Source organism: Arthrobacter sp. TmtSoilC77 (genome assembly GCF_059739415.1).
This window is the reverse complement of sequence record NZ_AP046050.1, coordinates 2,851,273-2,867,548: the sequence shown is the minus strand read 5'-3', so window position 1 is coordinate 2,867,548 and position 16,276 is coordinate 2,851,273. Positions and strand designations below refer to the sequence as shown.

Annotated in this window: 16 protein-coding genes and 2 tRNA genes; 11 read left to right on the top strand and 7 right to left on the bottom strand. The window is 61.3% G+C overall.

Translation table 11 applies throughout. From position 1 onward, the window contains the following. Positions 1–38: 38 nt before the first annotated feature. The gene (locus AC6I99_RS13175) at positions 39–944 is read right to left on the bottom strand and encodes an acyl-CoA thioesterase (RefSeq protein ID WP_309929869.1); all 906 of its coding nucleotides are present in this window, start codon (positions 942–944) and stop codon (positions 39–41) included. 63 nt (positions 945–1,007) lie between these two features. Between AC6I99_RS13175 and AC6I99_RS13170 the strand changes: the two genes are divergently transcribed. After that, positions 1,008–1,679, top strand: a complete 672-nt coding sequence (locus tag AC6I99_RS13170) for a DUF8185 domain-containing protein (protein WP_224090715.1) — start codon at positions 1,008–1,010, stop codon at positions 1,677–1,679. A 12-nt stretch (positions 1,680–1,691) separates the two neighbouring features. Here the strand turns inward: AC6I99_RS13170 and AC6I99_RS13165 are convergent, their stop codons facing one another. After that, complete coding sequence (locus tag AC6I99_RS13165; protein ID WP_497961967.1) at positions 1,692–2,105, bottom strand: globin; 414 nt, start codon at positions 2,103–2,105, stop codon at positions 1,692–1,694. 34 nt (positions 2,106–2,139) lie between these two features. Beyond that, complete coding sequence (locus tag AC6I99_RS13160; RefSeq protein WP_309929868.1) at positions 2,140–2,802, bottom strand: mechanosensitive ion channel family protein; 663 nt, start codon at positions 2,800–2,802, stop codon at positions 2,140–2,142. 87 nt (positions 2,803–2,889) lie between these two features. Here AC6I99_RS13160 and AC6I99_RS13155 point away from each other — a divergent pair, with 87 nt between their 5' ends. Further along, complete coding sequence (locus AC6I99_RS13155) at positions 2,890–3,921, top strand: Rossmann-fold NAD(P)-binding domain-containing protein (RefSeq protein WP_497961097.1); 1,032 nt, start codon at positions 2,890–2,892, stop codon at positions 3,919–3,921. Between the two features lie 14 nt (positions 3,922–3,935). On the opposite strand, the gene AC6I99_RS13150 is transcribed toward AC6I99_RS13155, so the two are convergent. Then, positions 3,936–4,415 (bottom strand): OsmC family protein, encoded by a 480-nt coding sequence (locus AC6I99_RS13150; protein WP_224090711.1) that lies wholly within the window; start codon positions 4,413–4,415, stop codon positions 3,936–3,938. A gap of 54 nt (positions 4,416–4,469) precedes the next feature. After that, positions 4,470–7,049: an aminopeptidase N gene (pepN, locus tag AC6I99_RS13145; RefSeq protein ID WP_497961096.1), complete on the bottom strand. Its 2,580-nt coding sequence runs from the start codon at positions 7,047–7,049 to the stop codon at positions 4,470–4,472. 132 nt (positions 7,050–7,181) lie between these two features. On the opposite strand from pepN, the gene AC6I99_RS13140 reads away from it, so the two are divergent. From AC6I99_RS13140 to AC6I99_RS13130, 3 genes are all read left to right on the top strand, one after another. Beyond that, a complete protein-coding gene (locus AC6I99_RS13140) occupies positions 7,182–8,192 on the top strand; it encodes a hypothetical protein (RefSeq protein ID WP_224164543.1) in 1,011 nt (336 codons plus the stop codon). Positions 8,193–8,264: 72 nt separating this feature from the next. Next, entirely contained in the window at positions 8,265–8,747 is a 483-nt protein-coding gene (locus AC6I99_RS13135; RefSeq protein WP_224164542.1) for a ribose-5-phosphate isomerase, read from the top strand. After that, the gene (locus AC6I99_RS13130; protein WP_497961095.1) at positions 8,747–9,652 is read left to right on the top strand and encodes an Fpg/Nei family DNA glycosylase; all 906 of its coding nucleotides are present in this window, start codon (positions 8,747–8,749) and stop codon (positions 9,650–9,652) included. The genes AC6I99_RS13135 and AC6I99_RS13130 overlap by 1 nt, the downstream gene beginning before the upstream one ends. 97 nt (positions 9,653–9,749) lie before the next feature. Here AC6I99_RS13130 and AC6I99_RS13125 read toward each other — a convergent pair. Next, positions 9,750–9,823, bottom strand: a tRNA-Gly gene (locus tag AC6I99_RS13125). Positions 9,824–9,973: 150 nt separating this feature from the next. Between AC6I99_RS13125 and AC6I99_RS13120 the strand changes: the two genes are divergently transcribed. The 6 genes from AC6I99_RS13120 to AC6I99_RS13095 all read left to right on the top strand — a co-directional run bounded on the left by AC6I99_RS13120 (position 9,974) and on the right by AC6I99_RS13095 (position 15,307). After that, positions 9,974–10,048, top strand: a tRNA-Pro gene (locus AC6I99_RS13120). Positions 10,049–10,118: 70 nt separating this feature from the next. After that, entirely contained in the window at positions 10,119–11,501 is a 1,383-nt protein-coding gene (tig, locus tag AC6I99_RS13115; protein ID WP_497961094.1) for a trigger factor, read from the top strand. A 254-nt stretch (positions 11,502–11,755) separates the two neighbouring features. After that, complete coding sequence (locus AC6I99_RS13110; RefSeq protein WP_275964122.1) at positions 11,756–12,379, top strand: ATP-dependent Clp protease proteolytic subunit; 624 nt, start codon at positions 11,756–11,758, stop codon at positions 12,377–12,379. A gap of 38 nt (positions 12,380–12,417) precedes the next feature. Beyond that, a complete protein-coding gene (locus AC6I99_RS13105; protein ID WP_216925476.1) occupies positions 12,418–13,077 on the top strand; it encodes an ATP-dependent Clp protease proteolytic subunit in 660 nt (219 codons plus the stop codon). Between the two features lie 182 nt (positions 13,078–13,259). Then, the gene (clpX, locus tag AC6I99_RS13100; protein ID WP_223933150.1) at positions 13,260–14,549 is read left to right on the top strand and encodes an ATP-dependent Clp protease ATP-binding subunit ClpX; all 1,290 of its coding nucleotides are present in this window, start codon (positions 13,260–13,262) and stop codon (positions 14,547–14,549) included. Positions 14,550–14,662: 113 nt separating this feature from the next. After that, positions 14,663–15,307 carry a mycothiol-dependent nitroreductase Rv2466c family protein gene (locus AC6I99_RS13095; protein ID WP_275965568.1) on the top strand — a complete coding sequence of 215 codons (645 nt, stop codon included), beginning with the start codon at positions 14,663–14,665 and terminating at the stop codon, positions 15,305–15,307. Positions 15,308–15,361: 54 nt separating this feature from the next. On the opposite strand, the gene AC6I99_RS13090 is transcribed toward AC6I99_RS13095, so the two are convergent. Further along, entirely contained in the window at positions 15,362–16,237 is an 876-nt protein-coding gene (locus AC6I99_RS13090; protein WP_497961093.1) for an Fpg/Nei family DNA glycosylase, read from the bottom strand. Positions 16,238–16,276 lie beyond the last annotated feature (39 nt).

Below are 16,276 nucleotides of genomic sequence, written 5' to 3'. Positions count from 1 at the left end.
CAAAATGAGGCCGGTCCCAACAGGGACCGGCCTCATTGCTATGGAATCCTGACCATGCCCTCCTGTGCCACGGTCGCAACGTGCAGGCCTTCGCGGTTGAATATCCGCCCGGTAGCCAAGCCGCGGGCCCCTTGCGCGCTGGGGGACTCCTGAACGTACAGCATCCACTCGTCCACCCGGACCGGCCGGTGCCACCACATGGCGTGATCGAGGCTGGCGACGCTCATGCCTGGCGTCATCCAGGCGAGGCCGTGTTTGCGGAGGACGGGTTCCAACAGAGTGTAGTCGCTGGCGTACGCCAGGGCGGCCAGGTGCAGTTTGGGGTCGTCGGGCAAGGGGCCCATCGTCTTCATCCAGACGGCGTTGGTGGCCACGTGCTCGCTTGGCGGTGACACGTAAAGTGCGGGGTCGATGTGACGGACGTCGAACGGCCGCTCCGAGGACATATGCCGTGCCAACGGGTGGTCGAATTGAGCCAGCAACTCAGCCGTACTGGGCAACGACTCGGGGTCCGGCATGCCTTCGGGCATTGTCGCTTGATGATCCAGGCCTTCATCTTCAACCTGGAACGAGGCAATCATGGAAAGGATCGGCACACCGTCCTGATAAGCATGAACGCGCCGTGCCGAGAAGGACCGACCGTCACGCAGCCGTTCCACACCGAACGTGATGGGCTTATTGGCGTCGCCGGGCCGCAGGAAATAGCCGTGCATGGAGTGCGCCACCCGGTCAGGTTCCACGGTTCGCATGCCAGCCATCATGGATTGGGCCAGGACCTGGCCGCCGAAGACACGATGCCGGGGCTGTTTTTGGGAAGGTCCAAGGAAAATGTCCTCATTGGTCCGGGCTCCGTCGAAGTCACCAAGGTCCAACAGGCCAATGAGGACTTCCGTCGGATCTTCTGCGGGTGCCTCAACCTTGAGGCCGGCGTTCGTGTCTGTCATGGTTCGACTCTAGACGGCGCCCGGACCCCTCTCAACCGCGGACATGCCGGTAGAGTCGATGCTGTGACAGACCTCTTGACCCAGTCCTTCCGCTTTGCCGATCCGCGCGACCTCGTTGACCTGCGGACCTACGTCACGCGTGCCAAGAGCATCGATGACGGCGCCATCCGCCTGCAGGCCGCAGGCCAGGTATTGGCCGCGTACGTGTGTGTACTCAGGCCACGCATCCTGGGTGAATCAACTCCCACAATCCTTGGGTTACGGACAATGGCGCTTGCAGAACCTGCCCAGGCCGATGTCACTGTGACGCTCGCCTCCGTCATGGACCGTCTTGCCCGCTCGGGTGCCGACGACGTCGAGTTGCCCATTCCGCCGTCGACGGTTTCGGAGTCATGGGCCGGCGTCGGCGCGCCCAGGAGCGGTTGGGCAGTCCTGGGGACGGTGCTCGACGCCGATCTGAAGTCAGCCGCGGAAGCCGGCATTGCCGAGGTGGCTGGCGTTGTGCCCACTGCCGCTGGCGCTGCCGTTGTGAATACGGCCCGGGCCGCCGTGTGGGGAAGGGAACTCCCCGGACTCAGTGACCTGCCTGCGGGTGCAGCCTTTGCTGCCTTCGCCCTGGGATTCCTGGGCGGGGGCGAGCAGCAGTTGTTCCGCAACGGACGCTGGTTCCGCTTAAGTGGTCCTCGTGGCCATGTCCTGGTTCGCACGGGCGCAGGCTTGGGTCCCGGGTTCTAGGCCCAGCCGACCTCAGACGGCCGGGGGGCTGTTCACCATGGTCAGGGCAGCGCGTTCCATGTAGTCCCAAAGGGTTCCCTCGTGAAGAGGCGACAACCCCAGCGAGTCCACTGCTGTCCGCATATGGAAGAGCCAGCGGTCCTTCGCTTCGGGCGTGACGCGGAACGGCATGTGGCGCATCCGCAGGCGTGGATGGCCGCGCTCCTCGCTGTAAGTAGTGGGACCGCCCCAATACTGCTCCAGGAACATGAGGAAACGCCGTTTGGCCGGTTCCAAGTCCTCTTCGGGGTACATGGGCCGCAGGAGCGGATCCTGCGCAACGCCGTCGTAGAAGACGTCGATCAGCTTCACGAAAGTATCGTGCCCGCCCACGGCCGAATAAAAGCTGTCCGTGTAGGCAGGCTGGCTGAAGGGATCGTTCTGCATCAGCTGGCGTCGCTGACCAGCCTGGGGGTTCGTTTCACTCACTGGCCTTCTCCTCAGCCTTCTTGGCAGCATCATTGTCGTCGGTTTCCGGCGACTCCAGCGGAACGTAGTCTCCCTGCGAGCGGTTGCCCACGCGCAGGATTTCGCCGTTTCGCAAATACCAGATGGCTCCGTCCTCAGCGCGGACCCGCGTAATGCGCAGGCCCACTGATTCAACGGTACCAATCACTTCGCTGGTAACGATCACATCGCCTATTCCATACTGGTCTTCGATGGTGATGAAGATCCCGGCGAGGAAGTCACGGATCAGCTGCTGTGCACCGAAGCCGATGGCGACACCCAGTATTCCCACGCTTGTCAGCAGGGGCGCGACGTCCACGTTCATGAACTTGAGGACGTAGATGATCACGATCACCACAACCACGACGCTCACAAGGCTTGTCAGCAAAGTGCCGATGGTTTCGGCGCGCTGTGACCGGCGTTCGTGATCCAGTGCGCGGATTGCCGGTTGCACCCATTTGAAGTGGGGCTTCTTGAAGAAGGAGCTGCCGGCGGATACCCGCCGTGTGATGCGCAGGATGATGAACCGCGCCACGATCCACACCAGCAGGCCCACGCCTAAAGTGATGAGGATCGACACGAAGTCTATTTTCTCCGGTTCAATGGTGATGGTTTCCGCCAAGGGGATGGAGGTCAAGGTGGAATAACTCCTTGTCGTCGGCCCGTGTTCGCCGGGCGCGGAACACTCTGTCCACTTCCAACCCTATCGCCGTAGCGTGACGGTATGCGCATCCTGGTCCTTGGCGGTACCGCCTTCCTGTCATCTGAAATCGCAAAGCAGGCGCTTGCCTTGGGGCACGACGTCACGTGTCTTGCCCGTGGCACCCAGGCGAACCCGCCCGACGGCGTGGCCTGGGTCCGTGGCGACCGCGCCTTGGGTAGTGCAGCCTATGGGGACGTGAACAGCCGCTGGGATGCGGTTGTCGAGGTTTCCAGGGATCCTGTTCAAGCGCTGGATGCCCTTGAAGCGTTGGGACCGCATGCGGGCCATTGGACCTTCGTGTCCAGTTGCTCGGTGTATGCGGAGCATTCGGTTCCTGGCGCTGACGAGAACGCGGCGCTTCTTCAACCGTTGCCTGAAGGACAATCAGGCACTCCGGAAACCTATGGTGAATCGAAGTCTGCGATCGAGCACATGACGCTCGCTTTGGTTGGGCACAAAGCCCACATTGTGCGGGCCGGGTTGATCGGAGGGCCAGGGGACGGCTCCGACCGCTACGGTTATTGGCCTGCGCGCTTTGCAGCCAATACCGAGCCGGTTCTCGTGCCGGACATTCCCGATGACGCCACCCAGATCATCGACGTCCGTGACCTCGCCGGTTGGATCATCCAAGGGGCAGGGATGGGCCTGACGGGCACTTACAACGCGTTGGGTGATGTAGTTCCGTTCAGTGAGTACATTTCGGAATCCAGCCGCGCGGCGCTGGGCCAGGAGAGTCAGCCCGGCACGGAGCCGAGGCTGCCATCGAGCGAAACTGTCCAGGCCGACGAAGACTGGCTGGTCGGGCAAGGCGTCGAGTACTGGTCCGGGCCGGACTCACTTCCTCTCTGGTTGCCAGCGGACCACGACGGTTTCCAATCGCGAAGCAATCAAGCAGCGAAGGCGCTCGGGATGACGTTGCGCCCGTGGCAGGAGACCCTCCGGGACGCTCTGGACTATGAGCGAAGCCTGGGCTTGGAAAGGGAGCGCAAGGCAGGCTTAAGCCGTGAAACCGAACGCAGGCTGGTAAGACTCCTGCGGAAGCAACAGAGCTAAGGGGGCTTACAGCGTCAGGCCGCTGCCGCCGTCGTGATTGGCTCGTGCAACACCGGGAAGTTGACGCTGCGGGCTATGAAACAGACCTGATTGGCTTCGTGGTGAAGTTGCGCCATCAAGGCCGAATGAGCAGGATCCGCGATAGTGACGTGCGGCTTCAGAGTCACGCTCTCGAATTGACCGCTGCCGTCACGGTTTAGCTTCATGGTGCCCTCGGCGTTGTCCTCGTAGCCGGTAACAACAACCCCATGTTTTACCGCCACGTGCAGGAAGGAGAGCATGTGGCATTGCGACAGGGCAGCAAGCAGGAGTTGCTCGGGGTTGTAGCGCGTGCGGTCGCCGTGGAACGTTGGATCTGCGGAACCTTTGAGGATGGGCAGCCCGGGAATTTCTATGTCATGATCCCGCGAGTACCCTCTGTAGCTTTCCGTACCCGCGCCCAGATTTCCAGTCCAGCGGACGGTCAATGCATAGTGGTGTTCGTTGAGGCCCATGCGGACAGTTTAGCCATCTGCCAAACAGCGCCGGCACAGGCCCCAACGGACTGCTTAGGCGTCCACGTCCACGTCCACGTCCGCTGCCCGGGCACGGAGCGCCCGCGCCACGGCGTCCCGGTTTTCCAGCATCATGCGGCGCAGGGCGGCACTCTCCTCAGGAAGAGCTGCAAGGAATTCGTCCGTCCGGTCCACCGTGGCCTGGGTTGTGAGCTGCGCCGGGTACAGGCCCACGACGATCTGCTGGGCCAACGCGTGCGTGCGTTCTTTGACAATCCCGGGGACCGCTTCAAAATATTTCTCAGCGTAGGGCTCCAGCAGGGTGGTGTCCGGCACCCGCATGAAGCCGGCCACTGCCGAGGCTTGCAGGGCGTTGGAGAGTTCGCCCTTGACCACGATGGAATCCCACGCTGCAGCTTTGGCCTCCGCCGTGGGAATAGCGGCCTTGGCCTGTGCCGCTGCATTTTGGCCGGTGGAGGTGTTGTCGCGGGCGAGTTCGTGGTCGATGCGCTCCTGGCCCTGCCTGCCGCCGGCCACCAAAGCGGTTAGCAGTTCCCAGCGCATGTCCTGGTCAACGGTGAGGCCCTCAAGAGTGTCGGTCCCGTCCAGCAGTGCCTGGATACGGTCCAGCTGATCTGCGCTGCGTGCAAGTTGCGCATAGGACTTCACGAACTGCAACTGCGCATCCGAGCCGGCTTCCACCGCCGACGCGAGCTCCCACAGCTTATCGGCGGCAGCGATCGTTGCCTCCAGTTTGTGCCCGGCCGCCACATAGTAGGTCAGCGTCGTGGCAAGCTGCCGCAGCTGAACGAGGATCACAGAGGAGTCTGTTTCCTCTGCGATGTTCGCCAGTATCAGTTCGACGTAGCCGCGCGCAGGACTTTCTCCGTCCCGTGCCGCATCCCATGCGGAGCCCCAGACCAGTGTGCGGGGCAAGCTGGCGGCAAAATCCTTGAGATGCGCTTTCGCTGTGGCCAGCGAGTGGGCGTCCAGTCGTACTTTGGCGTAGGCGAGATCATCATCATTGAGCAGGATGAGGTCCGGGCGTGTGAGGCCTGCCAAGGCGGGGACTTCGGTCCGGGGACCCTCGACGTCGAGCTCCTCGCGGTGCGTCCGCTCCAGCTTGCCCTCTTCGGTGAGGTTGTAGAAGCCCACCGCGAGGCGATGGGGACGAAGCGTTGGTTGTTCGTCGATCGCGGACTGCAGGATGTTGAACGCGGTGATGGTGCCGTCCTGCTCCACGTCCACCTCGGGAGCCAGGGTGTTCACGCCGGCGGTTTCGAGCCAGAGCTTGCCCCATACGTCCAGGTCACGGCCGCTTGCGGCTTCAAGTTCCACCATGAGGTCAGCCAGTTCGGTATTCTTCCAAGCGTGCTTGGCGAAGTACGTGCGCACCCCTGACATGAACTGTTCCGGTCCAACCCAGGCAACCAACTGCCGCAGCACGGAGGCGCCCTTGGCGTAGGTGATGCCGTCGAAATTGACCTCTACGTCTTCCAGGTTGTTGATTTCCGCGAAGATCGGGTGCGTGGTGGGCAGTTGATCCTGGCGGTATGCCCACGATTTCTCAACGGAGGCGAAGGTTGTCCAAGCCCTGTCGAAGGCCGTGTTTTCCACAGCGGCCAGGTGGGACATGTACTCGGCGAAGGACTCGTTGAGCCAGAGGTCGTTCCACCAGCGCATGGTCACCAGGTCCCCGAACCACATGTGCGCGAGTTCGTGCAGGACCGTGATGGCCCGGCGCTCGATCTGTGCGCCGGCGACCTTGCCGCGGAAAATGTAGCCTTCCAGGATTGTCACCGCGCCGGCGTTTTCCATCGCACCGGCATTGAATTCGGGGACGAACAGCTGATCGTACTTTTCAAACGGGTACGGGCAGCCAAACTGTGCCTCGAAGAATTCAAAGCCCTGGCGGGTCAGTTCGAAGATGTTGTCCGCATCCAGGTACTGCATCAAGGATTTGCGCGCGAAGACGCCTAGCGGAATGACCCTGCCGTCCGAACTTGCCACCTCGGAACGGACGGACTGGTATGGTCCGGCTATCAGGGCGGTGACATACGAGGACAGACGCGGAGTGGGAGCGAATTCCCACACGGACCTGGCTCCACCGTCCTCGCCTGCATCAGTTTCACCCGGTACCGGGGTGGCGGAGTTGGAGACGACGTCCCAGTGTGAGGGAGCAGTGACGCGGAACGTGAAGCTGGCCTTCAGGTCCGGCTGCTCGAAGACAGCGAACATCCGCCGGGAATCCGGAACCTCGAACTGGGTGTAGAGGTAGACCTCCCCATCCACCGGATCCACGAAACGATGGAGGCCCTCACCTGTGTTCATGTAGCGCGCATCGGCGACGACTATGAGTTCATTCTCCTCGGCAAGGTTTGGAAGTTGGATGCGGACGCCATCGGATACCTCGGCGGGATCCAGTTCGGTGCCGTTCAGGGTAACGCTGTAAACGCTCTCGGTCACGGCGTCGATAAACGTCGAGGCTCCAGCCTTTGCCGAAAACTTCACCACGGTGGTGGATCCGAACACCGTGGCGCCCTTGGTCAGATCCAGGGTGACGTTGTAGGACTCGACATTGAGTATTTCAGCGCGCTGCGCGGCTTCGTCGCGCGTCAGGTTAAGGCCTGGCAAGTGGTGCCTCCAGAGGTTGGGATGTCCGGCCGGGGCAGGTCCGGTCGATGGTGTGAAGCCATTCTTTCACTCCAAGCGCTGATGGCAAGGAGGTGCCCCCACAGTGTCGCCGGCACGGAGTAGCGTTGGAGCATGGGAACGTTCAGGGAGTCTCTTGATATCCGCGCACTCAGGTTTGCACTCGCCTTTCCGTTGCTGCTGGCCATAGGTTTCGTTGTGTGCGCACAGATGGTGCGAAACGATCTTCCTGATCCGGTAGCAGTTATGTGGAACGCCGACGGCGGCAGTGCCTTTGCTCCTTTCGGCGCCTATGTAACCGGCGGCGCAGCCCTGATCACCTTTTTCGGCTGGGTCGCGTTCCTCCAGGCCGTGCCGCTGTCCCGGCCGGTGGTCATGCGCAGGGTCATGATGGGCCTTGGCCTCATGGTGAGCCTCTTCGTGACAACAGTGCTGGCTGCCGGATTGGTAGGGCAATCGGGGCTGGGGGACGCCCGCGCTTCCCACGTTGATCCGATCGTCCTCGCCATGGGCAGTGGAGCGGCGGTGTCGTTGGGAGTCGTTCTCATGTTCGCTTTCAAACCCGATCCCCGGTGGACGCGGGAGGACGACGAAGCCCTTGAAGCCGCACGCCTGTACGTCACAGACCCGGACCTCGCGCGGGATACGCTGCGCATGTGGGTCCATGCCCGCAGTTCAGTTTTCATCATGATCATCGTGTCCACGCTGTTTCCAGCCGCGCTGATCGCGATAGCCGTCCCATGGCTGGGAGCCTTGTTGGCCGCGGCGGCGTTGGTTGGTGCCGGCTTCCTCTTCGCCCGCGTCCGGGCGGACAGGGGAGGGCTGCAGGTCTTCGCAGGAGGCATCGTGCCGGTCCTGACCGTTCCCGCCGTCGACATCGCGGCAGCAGCTCCGGCTGAAGTGAAAGCGGCAGACTTTGGCGGATGGGGTTGGCGGCATCATGACGATGCAACGGCGATGCTGGTCAGCAGCGGACCGGCCGTCGTCGTAAGGAAACTTAATGGAGGCAGGGTTGCGCTCAGTGCAGGGACTCCGGCAACAGCGGACGAACTCGCCGGCATCCTGAACCGGGCTGCCGAGCGGGCCCACCACGGCGGGCAGCCCCAGCAACCCGGGGCGCGGTAACCTAGGTAGCGCATCCCACACCGCCGCGCCCGGCAAGTGCCGTACCGGCGCGCCAGAAAGAATGGACTTCCTGTGACTACACCCCGCGTCCACATCGCCACCGACCACGCCGGCATGGAACTCAGCGCCCACCTGGTCAGCCACCTCACCGCAAAGGGTTATGAGGTTGTGGACCACGGACCCAGGGAATATGACGCTCTGGATGACTACCCGTCCTTCTGCATCAACGCAGGAGTTGCAGTGGTGGCTGACCAGCAAGCAGGCGTGCATGCGCTGGGCATCGTCCTGGGTGGTTCGGGCAATGGTGAACAAATTGCCGCCAACAAGGTCAAGGGTGTGCGTGCCGCGCTGGCCTGGAATCTCTCTACGGCCAAGCTCGCCCGCGAGCACAACGACGCCAACGTAGTGGCCGTTGGTGGCCGCCAGCATACGGTGGAAGAAGCAACCGAACTCATTGAGGCCTTCCTCCAGGAACCTTTCAGCAATGACGAGCGCCACATCCGCCGTATCGGCAAGATTGCGGCTTACGAGACCACCGGCGAGATCGTCGAGTAGTGCCTGAGGGGCACTCCGTCCATAGGCTGGCCCGCCAATTCCAGGACGTGTTTGGCGGCCGGCGTTTGGAGGTTTCGAGTCCGCAGGGCCGATTCACGGCCGGTGCGGAGCTTCTGAGCGGACATGTGATGGTTGAATCTGTTGCGCACGGAAAGCAGCTGTTCCTGAGGTTCGACCACGATCTTTTCCTCCACGTTCACCTTGGTCTTTATGGTGCCTGGAGCTTTGGCGGCGATAGCTCCTTCTCGGGAGCCTCCAGCATTGGCGCGCCCCGCCGGATCGGTGAGCGCGAGACTGCCTCATCCGGTACTGATGGGGAGTCCGGTGCCGGGGTGGAATACGCAGGGCCTCCCGCCCCGGTGGGTGCCGTCCGCGCCCGCCTGGTGTCGGACAACGGCTGGGCCGATCTTCGTGGAGCCACCACTTGCGCCGCTGTCACGTCCCATGAAGCAGAAGCTGTACTGGGCCGCCTGGGCCCCGATCCGCTGCGTAACCGGCCGGGGGACCGGGACGAGTTCATCCGCCGGTTGCGACGCCGCAAGACGGCCGTGGCCTTGCTGTTGATGGACCAATCGGTGCTGGCGGGGGTCGGAAATATTTACCGCGCCGAGGTCCTCTTTCGTCAGGCGGTGGATCCATGGACTCCTGGGAACATGATTGATGCTGCGACGGCCGGCAAGTTGTGGGATGACGCCGTCCTTGCCATGTCCGACGGCGTACGCGACGGCCGGATTGTCACCACGCCGCCAGCGCTATGGAGCGGTAACGGCACTTCAGCGCCCGACGCCGATGCCCACTTTGTCTATAAGCGCGAAGGGCAGCCCTGCCGCGCTTGCGGGACGCTGGTAGGCATGGCCGAAATCGGCGCCCGCAAACTGTATTGGTGCCCTGGCTGCCAGTTGTAACGGCGCCTGCCAGTTGTAACAGCGCTTTCCTGTTGTAACAACGATTGCGGATTCGTAACAACAAAAAAGCCCCAATCCGAAGATTGGGGCTTTTTACTGGAGGGGACGACGGGAATCGAACCCGCGTAATCAGTTTGGAAGACTGAGGCTTTACCATTAAGCTACGTCCCCGGGCGGGTATCCTGCTGGATCCTTGTATGGATCTCCTGCTCAGGACATCTTCCCGGTGGCTGTTGAAGCCGGGTACAACTAAACCTAATTCCGGCGGCGGTGTCAAATGTGCATTCCGGGCCCGCTTGCCCGTAGACTGTCCTGTGCATTCGGGGTGTAGCTCAGCTTGGCTAGAGCGCCTGCTTTGGGAGCAGGAAGTCGCAGGTTCAAATCCTGTCACCCCGACTCTGTGTTTCGTGTCCGCCTCAGGGATGCGGCAGAACCCCATACCCACAAATTCAGGAGTACTTAGACTGTGAAGAGCGCTGTCGAGAACCTCACCCCCACGCGGGTCAAGCTCAACGTTGAGGTTCCCTTTGAGGAACTGAAGCCGAGCATCGATGCCGCTTACAAGACTGTTGCTTCGCAGATCCAGGTCCCCGGATTCCGCAAGGGCAAGGTTCCTTCCAAGCTGATCGACCAGCGCGTTGGCCGTGGCTATGTCCTGGAAACCGCCATCAACGATGGCCTCAACGGCTGGTACCAGGCTGCTGTCCAGGAAACGGGTGTTCGTCCCCTGAGCCGTCCTGAAGTTGAGATCACCGAGGTTCCGGACCCGTCCGCAACCGATGGCGAGCTTAAGTTCCAGGTGGAGATTGATGTTCGCCCCGAGATCGAGCTGCCGGACTATGCAGGCATCAAGGTTGAGGTTGCTGCGGCTGAATCCTCCGCTGAAGACGTCGACAAGGCCTTGGATGAACTGCGTGGCCGCTTCGGCACGCTGAAGTCCGTGGAGCGTCCCGCCAAGAACGAGGACTTCCTCACGATCGACATCACCGCCACGATCGACGGCGAAGAAATCGACTCGGCCTCCGGCTTGTCCTACCAGGTTGGCGCCGGCACCATGCTTGAGGGCCTGGACGAGGCCGTGACCGGTCTGTCCGCAGACGAAGAAGCCATCTTCGACACCACGCTCGTTGGCGGCGACCACGCCGGCGAGGCAGCCCAGGTGAAGGTTGTTGTCAAGGCCGTCAAGGAGCGCGAGCTTCCTGAAGCCAACGACGACTTCGCACAGCTGGCTTCGGAATTCGACACCCTTGCTGAGCTCCGCGAGGACCTCGCCAAGCAGGCTGCCGATTCCAAGGTTGTCGGACAGGGCGTTGAGGCCCGCGACAAGGTCCTGGACAAGCTCGTAGAGCTCGTCGAGGTCCCCGTTCCGGCTTCGGTTGTCGAAGAGCAGATTGAGGCTCACTTCAACCCGGAGAACGCCCACGGCGAAGGTGACCACGACACCGAGGAGCACCGCGCCGAGGTCAAGGCAAACACTGAGCGCGCCTTCCAGAACGAGGTCATCCTTGACGCCATTGCGGACAAGGAAGAAGTTGACGTCAGCCAGAACGAGCTGATCGACTACATCGTCAGCACCGCAAGCCAGTACGGTATGGATCCCAACCAGTTCGCCCAGATCATCGATCAGAGCGGCCAGGTCCCCATGATGGTTTCTGAAGTACGCCGCCGCAAGGCACTGGCCGTTGTGCTGGGCCAGGCCGAGGTCGTTGACTCCGAAGGCAACAAGGTTGACCTGAGCGATTTTGTCCGCCCTGCGGGCGAAGTTGCTGCTGATGAGGCAGCAACCGCCGAAGCCGGCGAGGAAGCGGATGTTGTCGCCAGCGATGACCCCGCAGCCGTGAAGTTCTAGTCAATAGCGCATCAACCGACCCCGGATCAGTGATCCGGGGTCGGTTTGTTTTAAGCCCTGAACGGACAAGCCCGCATACAATCAGCGTGCTGGATCTGCGGGCCCGCTCCAATCGTGCGCCGTCAGCGAACAGCGCGATTCCGGCGAACAAATCGTCCCTGAAAACGGTTAGTGTCCAAGTAGTGAAGTTCAGTGAGGTCACTGGCACCAGCGAGAGGTAAGTACTTATGTCACAGCAATCAGAGGCTCCCCGGATGGCAACTGTCGATCCCGCAGCCCAGGACAACTACATCTACAACCGCCTGCTGAAAGAGCGCATCATCTGGCTTGGCTCTGAAGTCCGTGACGAGAACGCCAACGCCATCTGCTCCCAGCTGCTCCTCCTCTCGGCTGAAGACCCCGAGAAGGACATCTACCTTTACATCAACTCACCCGGTGGCTCGGTGACCGCCGGCATGGCCATCTATGACACCATGCAGTTCATCCCCAACGATGTTGTCACTGTTGCCACCGGCCTGGCTGCCTCCATGGGGCAGTTCCTGCTCTCTTCCGGAACCAAGGGGAAGCGTTACGCCACCCCCAACGCCCGTATTCTCATGCACCAGCCGTCCGGTGGTATCGGCGGCACTGCTTCGGATATCAAAATCCAGGCTGAGCTCATCCTGCACATGAAGAAGGTCATGGCGGAACTCACCGCAGAACAGACCGGCCAGACTGTGGAGACCATCCTCAAGGACAACGACCGCGACAAGTGGTTCACGGCCACGGAGGCTCTGGAGTACGGCTTCTTCGACAAGATCTCGGCTCACGCAGGCTCGGTAGCTGGTGGCGGTGGAACGGCCAACCAGTCGAACTCCGAGCCAGGCTCCGAAAACTAACCGGCACCAAAGAACCACTGAAACCCAGGAGTAATGACATGAACTACAACTTCGGATGGTCTGCCGGTAATCTTCCAACCAGCCGCTACGTCCTGCCCCAGTTCGAAGAGCGCACACCGTACGGCTTCAAGCGCCAGGATCCGTACACCAAGCTGTTCGAGGACCGCATCATCTTCCTCGGCGTCCAGGTTGACGACGCTTCTGCCGATGACATCATGGCCCAGCTGCTTGTTCTTGAGTCCACGGATCCGGACCGCGACATCACGTTGTACATCAACTCGCCAGGTGGATCGTTCACGGCCATGACGGCGATCTATGACACCATGCAGTACATTCGTCCGGAGATCCAGACGGTATGCCTGGGCCAGGCAGCCAGCGCGGCTGCTGTCCTGCTTGCAGCGGGAACCCCCGGCAAGCGGCTGGCACTGCCGAACGCACGCGTGCTGATCCACCAGCCGGCGTTGTCCGGCGGCCAGGGCGGCCAGGCATCCGACCTCGAGATCCAGGCTGCTGAAGTCATGCGCATGCGTACATGGCTTGAGGACACGCTGGCACACCACTCGGGCCGTACCTCCGAGCAGGTCAACAATGACATCGAGCGCGACAAGATCCTGACCGCGGCCGAGGCCATGAGCTACGGTCTGATCGACCAGGTCCTGGACTCCCGCAAGATCAAGCCCCAGGCAATCGCCAGGTAGCATACGGAAAACGACGCCGGTGCGGTTCGCGAAATATGGACCGCACCGGCGTTCTGTTTCCACCCAAGCAGCCCATTGTGACCTAGAGTGGATGTTGTCACGGTGGTGCCAACCCCGGCCAGGCTGCACACTTGAGTACGGCACGGAGCCGCATCACCCGCATGTAACGAAGGGATTCCCACATGGCTCGGATTGGCGAGAGCACGGACCTGCTGAAGTGTTCTTTCTGCGGAAAGAGCCAGAAGCAGGTACGGAAGCTGATTGCCGGGCCCGGTGTGTACATCTGCGATGAGTGCATCGAGCTTTGCAACGAGATCATCGAAGAAGAACTTGCGGAAGTTTCGGACCTTGGCAGTTTTGAACTCCCCAAGCCCCGGGAGATCTTCGATTTCCTGCAGGAATACGTCATCGGCCAGGAGCCTGCCAAACGGTCGTTGGCAGTTGCCGTCTACAACCACTACAAGCGGATCCAGGCTGGTCATGCTCCCAAGGCCGGGAGCCTTGGTGAGGGTCCGCATCACGAGGATGTGGAGATCGCCAAATCCAACATCCTGCTGATCGGTCCAACTGGCTGTGGCAAGACGTATCTGGCGCAAACGCTCGCCCGCAGGCTCAATGTCCCGTTCGCTGTGGCCGATGCAACCGCACTCACGGAGGCTGGCTATGTGGGCGAGGATGTCGAAAACATACTGCTCAAGCTCATCCAGGCCGCTGATTACGACGTCAAGAAAGCCGAACAAGGCATCATTTACATTGACGAGATCGACAAAATCTCCCGCAAGAGCGAGAACCCCTCGATCACCCGGGACGTGTCGGGCGAGGGAGTCCAGCAGGCCCTGCTGAAGATCCTCGAAGGCACAGTAGCCTCCGTCCCGCCGCAGGGTGGACGTAAGCATCCGCACCAGGAATTCATCCAGATCGACACCACCAACGTGCTCTTCATCGTGGCAGGTGCATTTGCCGGCCTTGAGGACATCATTGGTTCGCGGTCAGGGCGCAAGGGCATCGGCTTTGGAGCGCCACTGAACGAAGTCCGGGACAACGTGGACACTTACGGTGAAGTCATGCCGGAAGACCTGCTGAAGTTCGGACTCATTCCGGAGTTCATTGGCCGCCTGCCAGTGATCACCACCGTCTCCAATCTGGACCGTCCTGCGTTGATCCAGATCCTTTCCACGCCCAAGAATGCCCTGGTGAAGCAATACCAGAAGATGTTCCAGCTGGACGGTGTAGACCTGCAATTCGACGACGATGCCTTGGATGCCATCGCTGACCAGGCTCTTGAACGTGGAACCGGCGCACGTGGCCTGAGGGCCATCATGGAAGAAGTGTTGCTGCCCGTCATGTTTGATCTGCCAAGCAGGGATGACATCGCAACTGTCGTCATCACCGCTGATGTGGTGGACAACAAGGCCCAGCCCACCATGATTGGCCACGACGTCGTAGCGAAGCGCCGGAATAAGTCGGCCTAGCCACCCGTTGGCCTAGTAAGCGGCGGTTTCATTCATTCCGCGTCGCTTGATGCCCGCTTTTTACTCTTCCAAGGAGTTTCCCTGTGCCTGAAATGAACGTGCCTGAACTGACTGTGCCTGAACAGAGCCTGCCCGAACAGAACCTGCCAGAGCAGCCCGTCAATAAAGCCGATTTCTGGTTCGATCCTGTTTGCCCCTTCGCATGGATCACATCGCGCTGGATCGGCGAGGTGGAGCAAGTGCGGGGAATTGAGACCGAATGGCACGTCATGAGCTTGTCCGTCCTCAATGAGGGCCGTGACCTTCCCGGGGATTACAGGGCGATGATGGACGACAGCTGGGGTCCTGTCCGCGTGATCATTGCTGCCCAGGAGCTCCATGGCAGCAGGTACATCAAACCCTTGTACGACGCCATGGGGGAACAGTTCCACCACGAAGGCAACAAGGACCGTAGTTCCGTGATCCAGAAAGCGCTGGCAGAAGTAGGCCTTCCTGCTGAGCTGGCCCGCTTCGCGGACTCAGGGGAGTACGACACCGAATTGCGGGCCAGCCACGAGGCCGGCATCTCCCTGGTGGGCCAGGATGTGGGAACGCCCGTGGTGGCTGTAAATGGCACGGCCTTCTTCGGCCCGGTCCTCACCCGGATTCCGAGGGGCGAAGAAGCGGGGCAACTTTGGGATGCCACGGTAACCCTTGCCGGCTACCCGCACTTCTTCGAAATCAAGCGCAGCCGCACGGAAAGCCCTGAATTCAACTAGGAAAGCCCGAGTTCAACCAGGAAGCCCAGGGTCCGGCCCGGCGAATACACGGCACTACTTCAGGAAGCGCGACGTACGCCGGTCCGCGAGGATCTTTCCGTGGGTTTGGCAGGTAGCACAGTACTGAAGTGACGTGTCTGCGAACGACACTTCACGTACAGTGTCGCCACAAACAGGGCAGGGCAGCCCGGTCCTGGCATGGACCCTGAAATTGCTTCGCTTGGTGTCCTTCAGCTCGTTGGAAGGCTTTCCAGCTGCCGCGTTCACGGCACCCACCAGAACCTCCTGCATGGCAACATAGAGCCGCCGTACTGTTTCGCCGTCGAGCGTCTTCGCGATGGCGAAGGGGGAGACTTTGGCGGCGTGCAGAATCTCATCGCTGTAGGCGTTGCCAATCCCTGCGATGATGCTTTGGCTGCGGAGAAGTCCCTTGATCTGTTGGGAACTTGTCTTAAGGATTGCTGCCAGGGCATTTTCGTCGAAGTCGGGGCTGAGCGGTTCCGGACCCAGGGTTGCGATCCCGGGAACATCCAAGGGATCCCTTACCACGTAGATGGCCAGGCTCTTCTTGGTGCCGGCTTCAGTGAGGTCCAGTCCTATGTGGGCGTCGTCGGCCTGCCGGTGCAGCAGTAGCCTGGCCGCTATGTTGCTCTTGCCCATGCGCAGCCCGGCTGTTGATGGATGCTCCGTATAGCGGACCCACCCGGCCTTTGCGAGGTGGAAAACGAAAAACAGGCCGTCGGCATCGAGGCTGATGAACTTGCCGAAGCGCTGCGTGCCCTGGATGGTGCGGCCTTCGAGGGTGCTGTAGGGCGGATCAGCGGTCTTCAAGGCGGCGATGGAGTTGATGCGGACGCTGGTCAGCACAGCTCCATGGAGCTGGGTGTCCAGATACGTGCACAGGCCGTGCACTTCGGGAAGTTCCGGCATGTCCATACTCTGCCATAGCTTTACCCGGGCTGCAGGATA